At 72.2% G+C, this 16,271-nt stretch carries 14 protein-coding genes; 10 read left to right on the forward strand and 4 right to left on the reverse strand.

Going from position 1 to position 16,271, the window contains the following annotated elements:
* The first annotated feature begins 140 nt into the window (after positions 1–140).
* From ACWDZ4_RS12190 to ACWDZ4_RS12200, 3 genes are all read left to right on the forward strand, one after another.
* Positions 141–482, forward strand: a complete 342-nt coding sequence (locus tag ACWDZ4_RS12190) for a DUF3140 domain-containing protein (protein ID WP_451508306.1) — start codon at positions 141–143, stop codon at positions 480–482.
* Positions 479–1,180 (forward strand): endonuclease, encoded by a 702-nt coding sequence (locus ACWDZ4_RS12195; RefSeq protein ID WP_451508307.1) that lies wholly within the window; start codon positions 479–481, stop codon positions 1,178–1,180. The genes ACWDZ4_RS12190 and ACWDZ4_RS12195 overlap by 4 nt, the downstream gene beginning before the upstream one ends.
* Before the next feature lie 77 nt (positions 1,181–1,257).
* Positions 1,258–1,731, forward strand: coding sequence for a hypothetical protein (locus ACWDZ4_RS12200; RefSeq protein ID WP_451508308.1), 474 nt, complete (start codon positions 1,258–1,260; stop codon positions 1,729–1,731).
* 39 nt (positions 1,732–1,770) lie between these two features.
* Here the strand turns inward: ACWDZ4_RS12200 and ACWDZ4_RS12205 are convergent, their stop codons facing one another.
* Positions 1,771–1,905: a hypothetical protein gene (locus tag ACWDZ4_RS12205; RefSeq protein WP_451508309.1), complete on the reverse strand. Its 135-nt coding sequence runs from the start codon at positions 1,903–1,905 to the stop codon at positions 1,771–1,773.
* A 232-nt stretch (positions 1,906–2,137) separates the two neighbouring features.
* On the opposite strand from ACWDZ4_RS12205, the gene ACWDZ4_RS12210 reads away from it, so the two are divergent.
* From ACWDZ4_RS12210 to ACWDZ4_RS12220, 3 genes are read left to right on the forward strand one after another with little or no spacing between them, the layout of a single operon-like run.
* The gene (locus tag ACWDZ4_RS12210; RefSeq protein WP_451508361.1) at positions 2,138–3,181 is read left to right on the forward strand and encodes a PucR family transcriptional regulator; all 1,044 of its coding nucleotides are present in this window, start codon (positions 2,138–2,140) and stop codon (positions 3,179–3,181) included.
* Positions 3,182–3,241: 60 nt separating this feature from the next.
* Positions 3,242–3,868, forward strand: a complete 627-nt coding sequence (locus tag ACWDZ4_RS12215; protein ID WP_451508310.1) for a DUF5819 family protein — start codon at positions 3,242–3,244, stop codon at positions 3,866–3,868.
* Complete coding sequence (locus tag ACWDZ4_RS12220) at positions 3,865–4,980, forward strand: HTTM domain-containing protein (RefSeq protein ID WP_451508311.1); 1,116 nt, start codon at positions 3,865–3,867, stop codon at positions 4,978–4,980. Before ACWDZ4_RS12215 ends, ACWDZ4_RS12220 begins: the two co-directional genes overlap by 4 nt.
* Positions 4,981–4,998: 18 nt before the next feature.
* Here the strand turns inward: ACWDZ4_RS12220 and ACWDZ4_RS12225 are convergent, their stop codons facing one another.
* Complete coding sequence (locus tag ACWDZ4_RS12225) at positions 4,999–7,089, reverse strand: MDR family MFS transporter (RefSeq protein WP_451508312.1); 2,091 nt, start codon at positions 7,087–7,089, stop codon at positions 4,999–5,001.
* A 149-nt stretch (positions 7,090–7,238) separates the two neighbouring features.
* On the opposite strand from ACWDZ4_RS12225, the gene ACWDZ4_RS12230 reads away from it, so the two are divergent.
* Together ACWDZ4_RS12230 and ACWDZ4_RS12235 are read left to right on the forward strand one after the other, a co-directional pair.
* Positions 7,239–8,705: an FAD-dependent oxidoreductase gene (locus tag ACWDZ4_RS12230; protein ID WP_451508313.1), complete on the forward strand. Its 1,467-nt coding sequence runs from the start codon at positions 7,239–7,241 to the stop codon at positions 8,703–8,705.
* A gap of 187 nt (positions 8,706–8,892) precedes the next feature.
* Positions 8,893–10,011 (forward strand): ABC transporter permease, encoded by a 1,119-nt coding sequence (locus tag ACWDZ4_RS12235; protein WP_451508314.1) that lies wholly within the window; start codon positions 8,893–8,895, stop codon positions 10,009–10,011.
* Between the two features lie 10 nt (positions 10,012–10,021).
* Here ACWDZ4_RS12235 and ACWDZ4_RS12240 read toward each other — a convergent pair whose 3' ends face one another.
* Together ACWDZ4_RS12240 and ACWDZ4_RS12245 are read right to left on the reverse strand one after the other, a co-directional pair.
* The gene (locus ACWDZ4_RS12240; protein WP_451508362.1) at positions 10,022–12,196 is read right to left on the reverse strand and encodes an OmpL47-type beta-barrel domain-containing protein; all 2,175 of its coding nucleotides are present in this window, start codon (positions 12,194–12,196) and stop codon (positions 10,022–10,024) included.
* A gap of 60 nt (positions 12,197–12,256) precedes the next feature.
* The gene (locus ACWDZ4_RS12245; protein ID WP_451508315.1) at positions 12,257–14,752 is read right to left on the reverse strand and encodes a ThuA domain-containing protein; all 2,496 of its coding nucleotides are present in this window, start codon (positions 14,750–14,752) and stop codon (positions 12,257–12,259) included.
* A gap of 173 nt (positions 14,753–14,925) precedes the next feature.
* Here ACWDZ4_RS12245 and ACWDZ4_RS12250 point away from each other — a divergent pair, with 173 nt between their 5' ends.
* The gene (locus ACWDZ4_RS12250; RefSeq protein ID WP_451508316.1) at positions 14,926–15,927 is read left to right on the forward strand and encodes a multicopper oxidase domain-containing protein; all 1,002 of its coding nucleotides are present in this window, start codon (positions 14,926–14,928) and stop codon (positions 15,925–15,927) included.
* Between the two features lie 46 nt (positions 15,928–15,973).
* Positions 15,974–16,225 carry a WhiB family transcriptional regulator gene (locus ACWDZ4_RS12255; protein ID WP_451508317.1) on the forward strand — a complete coding sequence of 84 codons (252 nt, stop codon included), beginning with the start codon at positions 15,974–15,976 and terminating at the stop codon, positions 16,223–16,225.
* Positions 16,226–16,271 lie beyond the last annotated feature (46 nt).

Below are 16,271 nucleotides of genomic sequence, written 5' to 3' on the forward strand. Positions count from 1 at the left end.
CCCCCCACCGGCTGTTTCAGGGTGCGGTGGGCGGGGTACTGCGGACGGGATCGCGGCGGCCCGGATCGTGCCGCCCGACGTCGTCCGACGTACGCCCGACCTACGCAGCGACCACCCCCGAACCGCCCGGGAGGCACCCCATGGACGACCTCACCGCCCCGGACCTCGAAGCGCTCTGGGACGAATTCCACCGTGTGGTGAACATGACGTCGCAGGAACTGGCCTCCTGGCTCCGGACCAGCGACGCGGGCGAGCACGCCGAGCCGCTGCCCGACCGCGCAGGGACCGGGACGGGACGGCACGTCCTCTCGATCCTGAGCAAGCGGCGCACGGATCTGACCGACGACGACGTCGCGGTCATGCGGCAGGTCGTGGACACCGTCACCGCGCAGCGGCGCGACGACCTGGAGCCGACGGCCGGTGACCAGACCTGGCGGTACCGGTTGATGCTGCTGGGACACGACCCGCTCAAGCCGGCGTGACCCCCGGGACCCGGCCCCGCGCCCGTTCCCAGAACGAGCGCACGGTGCGGGCACTCCTCGACGCGTACGGACGGACGTACGCCGCCGAGGCGGGCATCCGGCTGTGCGACACCCCGCAGCCGCTCTACCGCCTCCTCGTCCTGTCCTGCCTGCTCAGCGCCCGGATCCGGGCCTCCACCGCCGTGGCGGCCGCCCGCGCGCTCCACGCCGCGGGGCTGCGCGACGCGCGCCGCATGGAGGCCGCCACGTGGCAGCGGCGCGTCGACGCCCTCGGCGCGGGCGGCTACCGCCGCTACGACGAACGGACCGCCACCCAGCTCGGTGAAGGGGCGCGGCTGGTGCTCGACAGGTACGGCGGCGACCTGCGCCGCATGCGCGAGGCCGCCGGCGGCGACACGGAGGCGCTGCGGAGCCTGCTGCGGGAGGTGCCGGGGATCGGGCCCGCCGGTGCGGACATCTTTCTGCGCGAAGCGCAGGCGGTGTGGCCCCAGGTCGCGCCGTACCTGGACGGGAAGGCCCTCCAGGGCGCGGAACGCCTCGGCCTCCCGGCCGACCCGGACCAGCTGTCCCGACTCGTCGGCGAGAAGGAGCTCGCCCCGCTGGCGGCGGCGCTGGTACGGGTCGCACTCGACCGGCGCGGCGCGGACGCGCTGCGGGGTGAACCGCGGGACGGCCCGGGGGACGGACGCGCCGGCTGACCCCGCCGCGGCGGGCTGTTGCGGCCGGGCGCATCGGGTACGCGAGGAGCCCGGGACCGACGAGAGAGGCGAGTGCTGTGCCCGAGCCAGGCAGCGAGCCAGGCGGCAAGGAGTACGACACCGAGCGGGCCCGGCTCCTCGCCGCGCCCTCCTTCGCCGGAGCGTTGATGGGCCGCCAGGTCCTGGGCACCGTACCGGCCGGGCGCACGGTGCTGCTCTTCGCCGCCGTCCGGGTGGCGGACCTGCCGCAGCTCGAAGGGCGTACCGTCGCCGGGGCCTTCAGATCCGGCGCGTGGTGCCTCCTCGCCCTGGACACCGCCACCGAGGACCGCCGCAGCGATCTGAGCGCGGACCGTGCCGACACCGACACCGACACCGACGGCGCGGGCCGCGGCAGGGGCGCGGGGCGCCCGCCCCGCCTGGTCGGGGACCTGCACCCCGGCTACGTACTGCGCTCCGACGCCCGCGTGGTCCTCGCGGCCACCCGCCGCGGACAGGCCGAACTCCTCGGCCGTACGCCCGCGTCACGCGCCGACGCGTCGCCGAGCTGACGGCGTCGGCGGGCTGACGGCGTCGGCGGGCTGACGGCGTCAGCGCGGGCCCAGGACGAACAGCGCGACGACGAGCAGGACCAGCACGGCCCAGCCGAGCACCCCGATCCTCCGTCGCCGCGGGCCGCGTCCCTGGCGCCATGCGCCGGCCCGGTGCGGAGTGTCGTCTTCCATGGCCGATCAGCATACGGCCCGACGCCCCGGAACCGCCGACCCTTGTACGGCAGTTCCGGGCCGTCCGTCGTTGCAGGCGGGCAACTCCCGGTGCATTGCCGTATTCCGGCAATCTTTATGCTCTTTCCATGCCGAAGGGGCCACCTCAAGGAGTGGTCAACGGCGCGTCAGGGAGCATCAGCAAGCATCGGCAAGCGTCAGGAATCCGGGGAAGCGCGTGACGGAGCACGAGATGTCCGAGGACTATCTGGACGGCTATGCCCGGATCCTGGCGGAAGTCTCCGCCACCGGACGCCGTCTCACGCGGGACGAACTGGACTCGCGCCGCGCGCTCGGAGAGCAGGCGGCCGAAGCGGGACACGGCCTGCGCGCCCTCGTCGGCCTCCACCTGGCGGCCACCCGCGCCGACTGGCCCGGCGCGTCCGCGGAGCCGGACCGGGTCCTGGCCGCCGTGGAACAGGCCGTCGACGCCTTCGCCGAGGGGTACGAGCGGGCCCAGCGGCTGGCCGTACGCCAGGAAGAGGCGGCCCGGCGCGAGTTCATCGACGACCTCCTCCACGGACGCAGCGACCTGGGCCGGCTCGCCGCCCGCGCCGAGCGCTTCGGCCTGCGGCTCTCCCAGGCCCACGCCGTCGCGGTGGCCGAGGGCGCCGAGACGTACGAGGACACCGACCACGTCACCCGCCGGGTGGACCACGAGCTCATCGGCCGCTTCGGCGACCGCCGCATCCTGCTCGCCACCAAGGACGGCCGGCTGATCTGCATCGTGCCCGGGGACCAGACCGATGTGCTCACCCACTTCGCCAAGCAGGCGCACGCCGCCACGGACGGCGGCCGCGTGGCGATCGGCCGCGCGCACCCGGGCGCGGGCGGCGTGGTCCACTCGTACGAAGAAGCCCTCAGCGCCCTCGAACTGGCCGACCGCATGGCCCTCGACAGCCCCGTGCTGCACGCGGCCGAACTGCTGGTCTTCCCCGTCCTCACCCGCGACCGCCAGGCGATGGCCGACCTGGTGCTCAGCGCGCTGGGCCCGCTCCGGCAGGCCCGCGGCGGCGCCGAGCCGCTGCTGGAGACGCTGGGCGTGTACTTCGACGCCGGCTGCGTGTCGGCGGAGGCCGCCCGGCGGCTCAGCCTGAGCGTACGGGCGCTGACCTACCGGCTGCACCGCATCCACCAGCTCACCGGATCCGACCCGGCCGACGCCATGCACCGCTACACGCTCCAGACCGCGGTGATCGGCGCACGGCTGCTGGAATGGCCCGCCAAAGAGATCTGACGCGGCGGATGGATACCCTGGGCGCCGTCGCGACGCAGGAGCACCATGAGGAGAACAAGCGTGGCCGAGTCCGCCATACCGCCGCCCGACCCACTCGCACCCGGCGGCACGCCGCTGGGGGCGTCGCGGCGCGCGATCGTCCGGTGGTTCGCGGTCTCCGTCGCGTTCGTGGCCCTGGTCCACTCCGGCATGCTGCTGCTCCACGTCGCCACGGACTTCCCGCTCTCCACGAGCTACCGGGAACGGGTCGACGGGTGGATGCGGCCGCTCTTCCCGCAGGACTGGAGCATCTTCGCGCCGGAACCCTCCAAGTTCAACCAGCACCTCGAGGTGCGCGCGAACGTCGACGGGAAGTTCGGCCGGTGGATCGACCTCACCGCGCACGACAACGCGGCGTACCGGGGCGAACTGCTCCCCAGCATCGAGGACCAGCTCGTACTGCGCCGGGCCGTGTCCCACTACCGGACGAACGCGGCGCGCCAGAACGCCGCCCCGGCCACCGGCCGCTCGGCACGCTATCTGCTCAACGTGGTTCTGGTCAGGCTCGACGCCATGGGGGAGGAGCCGGGACAGGCCGTCCAGCTCCGCCTGAGGAGCACCCGCATACCGGCGCCCGGCTCCCGGGCCGGCGCCGTCGTGACGCGGCCGCACTATCAGACCCTCGGGTACTGGAAGGTCCGCTCATGACCGTACGCGCGGCCCTCGCCCTGGGCCTGGACTCCGCGGGCGGCCTCGGCCGCCATGTCGCGGGCAGGGCCCGGCAGCTGACCCTCCAGCCACTCGCCCCCTACAGCGCGGCCGCGATCCGCATCGGCCTCGGCGGCCTGTACCTGATCCACCTGCTCCGCGAATCGGTACGCGCCGACCGCCTGTGGGGGCCGGGCTCACCGTTCACCCCCGACCTCTTCGAGCAGACCCTGAAGGCGCGCGGTCTGGACGGCGCCTTCTCCTGGTGGTACTCGCTCCTCGCCACCGACAGCGCGCTCGTCTTCTGGGCCTGGTACGGGCTCGCGGTCGTGGCCAGCGCGCTGCTGATGCTCGGCTGGCGCACCCGCGCCACGGCCGTGGTCTTCTGGTTCCTCGTGGTGGCCTTCTACCTGCGCGGGTCCATGGCCAACAGCGGCTGGGCGCTGCTGAGTCTGCTGTTCGCCAACTACCTGGTCTTCGTCGCGTCGGGCCGGTACTGGTCGCTCGACGCGCGCCGCCGCGCCCGCCGGGCGGAGGCGGCAGGCGCGGCTTCGCCGAAGCCGAAGCCGGTCTTCTGGGGCGCGGAGACGGAAGAGCTCCGCCGGCGCCTGGTCACCGTCCTGCACAACGGCGGCATGGCGATGATCGCGCTCCAGGTCATGGTCGTCTACGGTTCCGCGGCCATGTACAAGATCCAGGGCGAGTCGTGGCGCAACGGCACGGCCCTCTACTACTCGATGATGTACGACGACTTCTCGACCTGGCCCGAACTCTCGGCCTGGATCGCGGGCCACGGCGCCTTCGCGGCCCTCATGGCGTACGTCACCGTGTTCTCGCAGATGCTGTTCCCCGCGCTGGTGTTCAACCGGCGGCTCAAGTACTGCATCCTCGTCCTCATGCTCGGCACGCACATCGGCATCGGCGCCCTGATGGCCCTGCCGATGTTCTCGGCCATCACGATCGTCGGCGACCTGGTGTTCCTGCCGACCACCTTCTGGCTCGCCGCGGCCCGGCTGGTGCGGACGGCGCGGGCGGCTCCGCAGGAGACGCCGGACGCACCGGTTCCGCTCCCTCGGGAAGCGGCGGACGCCGAGGCCGGTTCAGCGGCGTAACCCGGTGGCGGACCGGCCTCACGACACTCGGCGGCGGCCGGCCGGCAGGAGTCCGCCCTGCGCCAGGTCCTCGGCGAGCAGCCGCTTGGCGATCGCGTCGACGGCGGCCCGCAGTTCCCTGTCGTCCGGCCGCCCGCCGTCCATCTCCAGCTGGTCGCCGAGCCACCGGGCCCACGCCTCGGTGATGACTTCGGCCTCGCGCGCGCCCGCCGGGGTGTGGGAGAGCAGGGTGCCGTCACGGGTGAGGTAGCCCTCGTCCACCATCCGGTCGAAGACCGGCAGCAGGACCTCCGGCGGGACGTTGCGGCGGGCGGCGATCAGCCCGAGGCTGGCATGTCCGACGAGCCGGGTGAGCAGCGTGACCTGCATGACCGCCCAGGCGCCCGCGAGGTCGAGGCGGGTGTCGGAGCCGCTGACGATCCACCGTGCCGTGTCGGGGCCCCTGGCCCGGAGGATCTGCCCGACGGACAGCTCGAGCAGCTTGGCCGAATCCCCCGTACCGGGGGACGCGAACCCCTCGCCCATGTCGGTCGAGCCCGCGCGGGCGGAGTCGCGCAGCGTGACCTGTTTGAGGAACAGCGACACCAGGAAGCCCACGACCGCGACCGGGACCGTCCACAGGAACACCGTGTGCAGCGAGTCCGCGTACGCCTGGACGATCGGCTCCGCCTGCGCGGGCGGCAGCGTGTGCAGGCCCTCCGGGCTCTGCGCCGCCCGCGCCAGGGCCGTGGGGTCCGCCCCGCCGCCGCGGGCGGCCTCGGTGATGCCCGCGGCGAGGTGGGGGCGCAGCGAGTTGGCGTAGATGGTGCCGAAGACCGCCGTGCCGAACGACATGCCGAGCGTACGGAAGAAGGTGACACCGGAGGTGGCCGTGCCGAGGTCGGTGTACTCCACGGTGTTCTGCACGGCGATCGTCAGGACCTGCATGGACAGGCCGATGCCGACGCCGAGCACGAACATGTAGAGCGACTCCGGCCAGGCGCCGGTCCCCGTCCCCATCAGGGACAGCAGGAACAGGCCGACGCCCATCACCAGTGAGCCGACGATCGGGAAGATCCGGTATCTGCCCGTCCTGCTGACGACGTTGCCGCTGAAGACGGACGCGATGAGCAGGCCGACGATCATCGGGAGCGTCCGCACGCCCGAGACCGTCGCGGAGTCCCCGTCGACGTACTGGAGGTACGTCGGCAGGAAGATCATCGCGCCGAGCATCGCGAAGCCGACGACGAAGCTGAGGATCGAGCAGACGGTGAAGACGGGATTCGAGAACAGCCGCATCGGGAGCATCGGCTCGGCGGCGCGCGTCTCGGCGTAACAGAACAGCGCGAGCGCGATCAGCCCGCCCGCGAAGAGCCCGATGATGACGCCCGAGCCCCAGGCGTACTCGTTGCCGCCCCAGCTCGTCCCCAGGATCAGCGCGCTCGCGCCGATGGTGACGAGCGCGATGCCGAGGTAGTCGATGACGGGGCGGCCGGCGGAGCGTACGGAGGGGATGTTGCGGGCGGCGGCGACGACCACGGCGATCGCGATCGGGACGTTGACGTAGAACGCCCAGCGCCAGGTCAGATGGTCGGTGAACAGGCCGCCGAGGAGCGGGCCGACGACGGTGGCGAGGCCGAAGACCGCGCCGATCGCGCCCTGGTACTTGCCGCGCTCGCGCAGCGGGATGACGTCGGCGATCAGCGCCATCGAGGTGACCATCAGGCCGCCGGCGCCGATGCCCTGGAGGGCGCGCCAGGCGATCAGCAGCGTCATGTCGGCCGACAGGCCGCACAGGAACGAACCGGTGATGAAGACGGTCGCCGAGACCTGGAAGACCAGCTTGCGGCCGAAGAGGTCGCCGAACTTGCCGACGAGGACGGTGGCGACGGTCTCGGCCAGGAGGTAGGCCGTGACCACCCACGACATGTGCTCGGCGCCGCCGAGCTCCGAGACGATCGTCGGCAGGGCGGTGCCGACGATCGTCTGGTCCAGAGCGGCCAGCAGCATGCCGAGCACGATCGTCCCGAAGACGATGTTCCGCTGCCGTCTGTCGAGCACGGGCGGCGCGGAGGACGCCTGCGCGGGGGTGGGGGCCGTGGCCGGGCCGGTCTCGCGGGTGGTGGTCACCCTTGCACCCTCACACCGGCGCGGGCGCCGCGCATGCGGTGACGTCCGTACGCCGTAGCGGCTGTGCCCCGCAGGGTTCGCCGCCCGGGTCGGGCCGCCCCGCACTGGGCAGACTCCAGCGACGGGCACTTTGGGCTGAGGGGGACGGCATGGCGGACTTCGCGGTGATCGGCGGCGGGATAGGCGGACTGGCAACGGCACTCTTCGCCACCCGACGCGGCCACCGGGTAACGGTCTTCGAGCGCGACCCCCGCGCTCCGGGCGGCTCCGCCTCCGGCCTCGACGAGGACTTCTTCGGCTGGCGGCGGCCCGGCGTACCGCAGGCCGCCCAGCCCCACCTCATGCTCGGTGCCGCCCGCGCCGTGCTCCGCGCCGAAGCGCCCGACGTCCACGACACGGTCATGCGGCTCGGTGCCCGCGAACGGCACGAGCTGGACTGGTTCGGGGAACGGCCCCCGGCCCGGCCCGGCGACGAGGACCTGGTGACGGTCCAGGCCCGGCGCATCGTCGTCGAAACAGCGCTCACCGAGGCACTGCGGGCCGAACCGCGAGCTGCCCTGCGCTACGGCGAGCCCGTCACCGGACTCCTCGTCGACCCGTCGGCGGCCCCGCCCCGCGTCCGCGGCGTACAGACGGAACGGGGAGCGTACGAAGCCGAACTGGTGATCGACGCGGGCGGGCGCCGGTGCGCGTCGGGGGAGTGGCTGACCGGGGCCGGCTGCCGCCCCCCGGTGGTGGAGCGGCACCGTACCGGCATCGCGTACTTCTGCCGCTGGTACCGGTTGCCGGGCGGGCGTCTCGACGGCCCCGCCCGGCCCTGGACCGTGTCCGGCGGAACCTTCGCCGGCTGCGCCGTCTTCCCGGCCGACAACGGGCTGTTCGCGGTCACGCTCTTCGTCCACACCAAGGACCCGACGCGCGGCGCGCTGCGCGACCCGGCCGTCTTCGAGGCGGCGGCCCGCACGTTCCCGCCGGGGGAGGCGTGGCTGGAGCTGGGGGCGCGGCCGCTCTCCCCGGTTCTCGCGACCGCCGGGCTGGACAACCGCTGGAGCACGCTCGTCGACGAACAGGGGCCCGTCGTCACGGGCATGGTCGGCGTCGGGGACGCCGTCACCCACACCAACCCGACCCTCGGGCAGGGGATGTCGCTCGCCCTGTGGGCGGCCCGCCGGGTCGCCCACGAGACCGCCCCGGACCGAGGCCCGCTCCAAGGACCGGACCGAGGCCCGTACCCCGGCCCGCACCGAGGCCCGCGTCCCGGTCCGGGGTCGCCGGACTTCGTCACCGAGCACTACGCCTGGGCGCTGCGGACCCTCAGGCCCTGGTTCGACTTCCAGGTCATGACCGACCACGCGCTCGGCGAACGCTTCACCGTCAGGGAGTTCACGGCCGGTCCCGCCCGGCAGCGGGCGGCGCTCTTCGAGTGCGCCCAGGAGGACCCGGAGGTGATGCGGGCGCGCGCCAGGGTCCGGCATCTCGCGGCGTCCCCGGCCGAGGCGTACGGAGCCCCGGAGATCAGGGCGCGGGTGGCGGCCTGGCTGGCGGCGCACCCCGACTACGTACCGAGCACGGTGGGCCCCGACCGCAGGGAGTGGGAGAAGATCACCGCGCCCTGAGGACCTCCGCGGGGCCGTGGCCCATCCGCTCCTGCGACCGGGCGTACGGTCCGGCCCGGTGTGCGGTCCGGGCCCGTCCGGCTTAGCGTGACGGACATGGACGATCACGATCACGATCACGACCACGGTCCGGAAGGCACGCCGTACCCGCCGGACCGGGCCAAGCACGAGAGCGTGTGAGCGCCGTATGACCGAGGGACAGGGAGCGCGGGACGCGCGGGACACACCGGACGCCCCCGAGGAGCGCCCCTCGCACGGCGCGCACGGCAGGCCGCCGACGGCTGCCGAGAAGTGGGCGGCCTTCAAGGGATCGCCGTTCCTGCCCGCCCTCGTGCTGGTGTTCATCCTGGCCGTCGCGGCCGGACTCTTCGCCGGCTCCTACACGTACACGATGGCCGACCCCACCCCGCGCCGGGTCCCCGTCGCCGTGGTCGGCGGCACGAAGGCACCGCCCGCCCGGACGTTCGTCACCGGCATGGAGGAGGCACTCGGCGCCTCGCTCGTCCTGACCCCTTACGACACCGCCGCCGAGGCGCGCGAGGCCGTGAACGAGCAGGAGGAGTTCGCGATCCTGCGGACCAGGGGCAACAGCGTGGAACTCGACGTGGCGGGCGCGTCGGGTGCCTCCGTCGCGCAGGTGCTCGCCGAGACCGCCGCGAAGGTCGGTGCGCGTACCGGTGTGCCGGTCGCGGTCAGGGACATCAAGCCGCTCCAGGAGGGCGATCCGCGCGGGCTCGCCCTCTTCTACATCTCGCTCGCCGCCGTCATCATCGGCTTCGTCGGCGCCATCCAGCTGAGCGTCCACGCCCGCGGGCTCAACCCCGCCGAGCGGATCGCCTTCACCGTCGCCTACTCGCTCCTGGGCGCGTTCGCCATCGCCGCCGCCGTGGACTGGCTGCTCGGCGCGCTCGACCTGCCGTTCGTCGAGTCGTGGCTGATCCTGGCGCTGACGATGTTCACCTCGGGCATGGTCTTCACGATGTTCAACACCCTCATGGGCCGCTGGGCGATGCTCCCCACCTGGGGCCTGATGGTGCTCCTCGGCAACCCGTCGTCGGGCGGCGCGGTGTCCTGGCCGCTGCTGCCGTCCGTACTCGGCCACATCGGCCAGTGGCTGCCCCCGGGCGCCTCGGTCAACGCCCAGCACACGGCCGTCTACTTCGAGGGCCGCCAGCACCTCTTCCCCTTCCTGGTGCTGGCCGCCTGGGCACTCGTCTCCTGCACGGTCTTCTGGGTGTACCGGCACCGCCACCCCGGCGGACGCGGCCGCGCGCCTGCGCACGCGGCCGCACCCGACGGGGCCTGACGGCTCCCGCCTACAGCTGCTTGATGCGGATGTCGCGGTACGAGATCACATCGGTGGTCCCGTGGACCTGGAGGCCGATGTAACCGGAGGCGTACCGCCGGCCGTCCGTCCCCGGGTCGTCACCGCGCGGCGGCTGGAAGTCCTGCCCGCCGTTGTTGTCGAACTCGTTGATCAGGACACCGTTGCGGAAGACCGAGTAGTGCTGGCCCTCCACCCGGATCTCGTAGTCGTTCCAGGTGCCCTTGGGTGTGACGCCCGCGCCGCCCAGCCCCACCCGGTCGAAGCCGTAGACCGAGCCGGTCTTGTACATGTCGCCGTCCGGGCGGTCCAGTACCTGCACCTCGTGCCCGTACTTGATGGCGACCCACTCCGGGCGCGGCTCCTCCGGGTGGCCGTGGACCTGCGGGAAGCGGACGAAGACACCGGAGTTGGCGTTGCCCGTGCCCGGCGCGTCGTCGCGCCACCGCAGCCTGAGCGAGAAGTCCTCGTACGTGCGCTCGGGGAACCACAGCATGCCCATGCCCGGCGTCGTGGCGGAGCTGGTCATCGAGCCGTCCGCGTTCAGGGCGAAGGAACCGCCGCCCACCTGCTCCCACTGGGCGAAGGAGGACCGCGTACCGTCGAACAGATCGCGGTAGCCGGCCGTCCGGCCCGGCCTGCCGATGCCGGACTGCCTGGCCGCGCGGTAGATCTTCCGGTGCTCGCGCTCGTCGACGACCCCGTCGTGCAGCAGCTTGTCGAGGACCTTGTCGACGTGCTTGAGGAAGAGCGCCTGGGAGGTCCACTCCCGCTCGTCCTCGATCAGCTCGTTGACGGTGCAGCGGTTGCGCGTGACGCGGTTGGGTACGCCGGTGTCGACCGTGCCGACGACGACGGTCAGCCGCTCGTCGTGCTCGGGGCAGTTCGGCGCGGGTACGCCGCCGCCCTCCGCGACCGTGAGCACCACCTGCTCGGCTGTGGAGGTGTTGCCCGCCTTGTCGGTGGCGCGGTGGCCGACGGTGTGCCGGCCCACCCGGTCGACGACCACCGGCACGGTGTACGCCAGGTACGGGCCGCCGTCGAGCGAGTACTCGACCTTGTCGACGCCCGAGCCGCCCGCGTCCGTCGCGGTCAGCGTCACCTTGGCGCTGGTGATGTACGCGCCGTCGGCGTTCTTCTCGCCGCTGACCGTCGCCGTGGTCTCCGGCGGGGTCTTGTCCTCCGTCGGCGGGGCGACGACGGTGAAGCCGACGGCCTTCTCGGCGGCGGTGTTCCCGGCCCGGTCGGTGGCCCGGTAGCGGACCGTGTGCGTGCCGGTCTCATGGACCATGACCGGCCCCGCGTACGCCGTCCAGGCGCCGGTCGCCCCGATCGCGTACTCGACGGTGTTGACGCCCGAGCCGGTGTCGGAGGCGGTCACCGTGACCGTCGCCATGTCCAGGTACTGGCCCTCGGCGTTCTTCTCGCCGCTGACCGTCGCCGACGTCTCGGGCGGCGTCCTGTCGTCCGTCGGCGGGGCGACGACGGTGAAGCCGACGGCCTTCTCGGCGGCGGTGTTCCCCGCCTTGTCGGTGGCCCGGTAGCGGATCTGGTGCGTACCGACCTCGTGGACCATGACGGGTGCGGTGTACGCCGTCCAGGCGCCGGTCGCCCCGATCGCGTACTCGATCCTGTCCACGCCCGAGCCCGCGTCGGTCGCCGCGACGGTCACCGAGGCGTGTCCGACGTACGCGCCGTCGGCGTTCTTCTCGCCCTCCACCTTCGCCGAGGTCTCCGGCGCGGTGGTGTCCTCGCCGCCGCCCCCGGTGACGGTCAGGGTGCCCTGCATCGAGCCGTGGCCGGGGATGGTGCAGTGGTAGAAGTACCGGCCGGGCGTGAGGGCGACCGTGGCGGTGTGCTTGCCGCCCCGGTCGTCGTTGGGGTTGGCGAGGATGTTCAGCTGTACGTCGTTGTTGTACTCGGGGTCGGACACGCCGAACGTCAGCGTGTGCGGCATCCCGGTCGTGTTGCCGGTCGCCGCGCTGTTCTCGAAGACGATCGTCGTCTCGCCCGCCACCGCCGTCTTCGGGAACGTCAGGTAACGGTCGATCGGGTCGCCGGCGGTCCAGGTGAGCGTCTGGACGGGCGCGGCCGCCGTTTCCGTCCCTGCCCCCGTCCCGTCGTCCTCACGTCCGTACGCCGCCGTCGACGTCAGTCCGAGCACCATCAGCAGGGCGGCCGCGAGCGCCGTCCACAGCCGGGGAGTTCTCCGTTCCAGCTTCACTGCCTACTCCGCCTTCCTGGCCAGGTCCCCGGCGGCCGGTGTCGGCTCGCCGCCCTTGTACGTCACGCGCCACAGCGCCGACTTGGAGTCCGAGGTGAAGAAACCGCGCCCGTAGTCGAGGACGTAGAGCGAGCCGTCCGGCGCGAACTTCCAGTCCATGAGGTTGCGGATGCCGTCCGCGCCCACTGGAATGATCTTCTTGAGGGACTCGGCGTGCGTGGGCAGCCCGCCGTTGCCCACCGTCTTCGGATCGGTCAGCACCGCGTGGCGCGGCTGGTCGCCGTCGTAGAAGTCACCGACGAACCACTTGCCGTCCCAGTACGCGGGCCACTTGTCCTTGCTGTCGCCCGCCCCGTCGTAGCGGTAGACCGGGCCGTTCATGGTCGCCTGGCCGCCGCCCTTGAGCCACGGCAGCAGCAGCTTCTGCTCCTCCTGCCGGTAGCTGGGCACGCCGTCGGCGTCGCGCGGGTAGTCCACGCCGCCGCCCTGCGGCGAGTACCAGATGGTGTTGGGCGTGACGGGCGGCAGGTTCACCAGGCCGTCGTTGTGCGGCGACTCGTTCTTCGGCGCGTCGCAGTCGTACCAGCCCAGCGGCTTGCTCGGATCGGGCAGATTGCGGTCGCGGTAGGGCTGGTTGTTGCCCATGCAGTACGGCCAGCCGTGGTTGCCCGGCTTGGTGATCGCGGCGAACGTGTCGTACTTCGCCGGACCCCAGGTGGTGCTCGGCGCCCCCGCGTCCGGGCCGACCCATCCGGCGTACAGGGTGTCGGTCTTCGGATCGACGGCGATGCGGGCCGGGTTGCGCACACCCATGACGTAGATCTCGCCGCGCGTCCTGCCGCCGCCCTCGTCCGGCTCCCTGCCGGTGAAGAGGTTGCCCTCGGGCAGGGTGTACGTACCGTCGTCCTCGGGGTGGATGCGCAGGATCTTGCCGTTGAGGTTGTTGGTGTTGCCGGCGGTGCGGCGGGCGTCCGCGAAGGACACGCCCTTGAAGTTCGGCTCCGGGTTGTTGCCCGAGTAACCGTCGCTGAAGCGCGAGGAGTTGTTGTCGCCCGTCGCGATGTAGAGGTTCTCCTTCGAGTCCCAGGCCATGCCGCCGCCCGCGTGGCAGCAGCTGTGGATCTGGACCGGCCACTTGAGCAGGACCTTCTCGGAGGCGAGGTCGAGCTTGTCGGTGGCGAGGTCGAGGGTGAAGCGGGAGACCCGGCGCTCGGCCATGCGGGTGTCGCGGTTGATCCGCGCGTGGGGTGTGTAGTGCAGGTACACCCAGCCGTTGGTCAGGAAGTCCGGGTCGGTCTCGACGCCGAGCAGGCCCTCCTCGTTCTTGACCAGCTCGTCGCCGCCGCCCTTGTTGCCGAAGACCGTCAGCGCGCCCGCGAGCGTCACCTTCTTCGTCTTCGGGTCGTAGACGTGGACCTGGCCCTGGCCCTTGCCGATGTCCGGGTCGTTCCAGTCGGTGACGACGGGCGCGTCGCTGTCGCCGCCGCCCCGGCCGATGTAGACGACCCGGCCGTCCTCCGCGGTCACCAGGCCGTGCGGCTCGCCGATCTGATCCGACCGGCCCGGCTGGTTGGGCGCGGTGAGGCGCTCGGCCTTGTAGTGGGCGTTGATGCCGGCCTTGCAGTCGGCGCGCGCGACGCGCGTCGTCCAGTGGAGGGCGCCGCGCAGGTGGTCGCGGAAGTCGGTCTCCTGGAAGGACTCGGGCGTACCGCCCATGGCGGTGTAGAAGGACCGGCCGCCGTCGTAGTCGCGGCACCAGGAGACCGGGTGGTCCCAGCCGTTCGCGCTCGTTCCGGGCCTGTACGTCGCCTCCCGGACGCGGGCGACCGTGTGCACGTCGCCGGACGGGTTCTTTGTCCAGTTCAGCCACGTGTCGGGGCGCTTCCACTGGAGCGGCAGGTTCTTCGTCGCGGGGTGCTGCCGGTCGCCGACCTCCACGGTCGCGCGCTGTACGTTCGTGGGCCCGCCCGCGGCGGGCCGGGCGCCGATCAGGCCGCCGAACCAGTCCGAGTACGGCTCGGTGCGCGCCGCGTCGTGGATGCCGAGGAAGCCGCCGCCAGCCTCCATGTACGCCTCCAGACCCGCCTCCTGCTCCGGGTCCAGCACGTCGCCGCCGCCGGTAAGGAACACCACGGCGTTGAACCTGCCGAGCCGGGCGGTGGTGAAGACGGACGCGTCGTCCGTCGCCTCGACGCGGAAGCGCTGGGCCGCCGGGCCGGCCTGGCCGATCTTCTCGACGGCCGCGATGCCGGCGTCGACCGTGGGGGATTCGTCTGCGGCGGCCGATCCGTGGAAAACCAGCACACGGACGTTCGCGCCGCCGGGCGGAGACGGGAGGGCGGGGAGCGACAACGTTGTCGGAGGCGGGGGCGGCGGTTCTGGGTACGGCTTGGCGGCGGCCGAGGCGCCGCCGAGCAGGCCGGATGCGACAACTCCGGCCGTCAGCGCGGCTGTCAGGCCGCGTCGGCGTCTTGACCGGTGATGTGGTGTGCGCTGCATGTGTTCACCCATCCCTCAGTGGTCACAGGAACAGCCGATGAAGCTAGACCTCTTTTCGCCATACGCCAAGAGGTATGACCGGAGTACCGCGAACTTTGTCCTTGGTGTGGATGAACTGAGCCGCTCCCGCTACGGTGTGGCCGTCAATCTCCGTACCGCGTGGGGAGTTGGGCATGGACAGACGTAGCTTCAACCGACGCCTTCTGGCGGGCGGGGCGGTCGCGGCGACCGGCGTGACATCGTTGTCCCCGGCGACGGATTCCGCGTCCTCCGCCGTGGCGGCCGAGGGCCCGCCGAGAACCGCGCCGGCCGGCGGCCGGATCCACCGGCTGAAGATGTACGCCGAGAAACTGCCCGACGGGCAGCTGGGCTACGGCTTCGAGAAGGGCGGGGCGTCGGTGCCGGGCCCGCTGATCGAGCTGGTCGAGGGCGACACCGTTCACATCGAGTTCGAGAACACCCTGGACGTGCCGGCCAGTCTCCATGTGCACGGCGTGGACTACGAGATCGGGAGCGACGGCACCAAGCTCAGCAAGAGCCATGTCGAGCCCGGCGGGACCCGGACGTACACCTGGCGCACGCACGTCCCCGGCCGGCGCAAGGACGGCACCTGGCGGGCCGGCAGCGCGGGCTACTGGCACTACCACGACCACGTGGTGGGCACGGACCACGGCACGGGCGGCATCCGCAAGGGCCTCTACGGCGGCGTGATCGTACGCCGCAAGGGCGACATCCTCCCGGACAGGACCTTCACCATCGTCTTCAACGACATGACCGTCAACAACAAGCCGGGACACCGGAGCCCCGATTTCGAGGCCACGGTGGGCGACCGCGTGGAGATCCTCATGATCACGCACGGCGAGTTCTACCACACGTTCCACCTCCACGGTCACCGCTGGGCCGACAACAGGACCGGCCTGCTGACCGGCCCCGACGACCCCAGCCGCATCGTCGACAACAAGATCACGGGCCCGGCCGACTCCTTCGGCTTCCAGATCATCGCGGGCGAACACGTCGGCGCGGGCGCCTGGATGTACCACTGCCACGTCCAGAGCCACTCCGACATGGGTATGGCCGGGCTCTTCCTGGTGGCCAAGGCCGACGGCACGATCCCCGGGTACGAGCCGCACCATCCGGCGGAGCACGCCCACCAGCCCGCGCGCGGACCGCGTTGACAAGACGTTCAGCGGATGTTGATCCTTCCGGGACAGGGTGGGCGGCATGCCGATCAACACCACCACCACCACTGAACGTGAACTCTCCTGGCAGGAGACAGCGCTGTGCGCCCAGGCCGGGCCCGAGTTCTTCTTCCCGGCGCCCGGCAGCTCCACCCGCGAGGCCAAGCAGCTCTGCGGCGCCTGCGAAGGGCGGGTGGCCTGCCTGGAGTACGCCCTCGCGAACGACGAGCGGTTCGGGGTCTGGGGCGGACTCTCCGAGAACGAGAGGCTCCGCCTCAGGCGGGGACCACGCTGAGCCCCGGGCGCGGGCCGCGCCGGGTCCGGACCGCACCGGCGCGCCG

It is taken from the genome of Streptomyces sp. NPDC003016, from assembly GCF_053591455.1.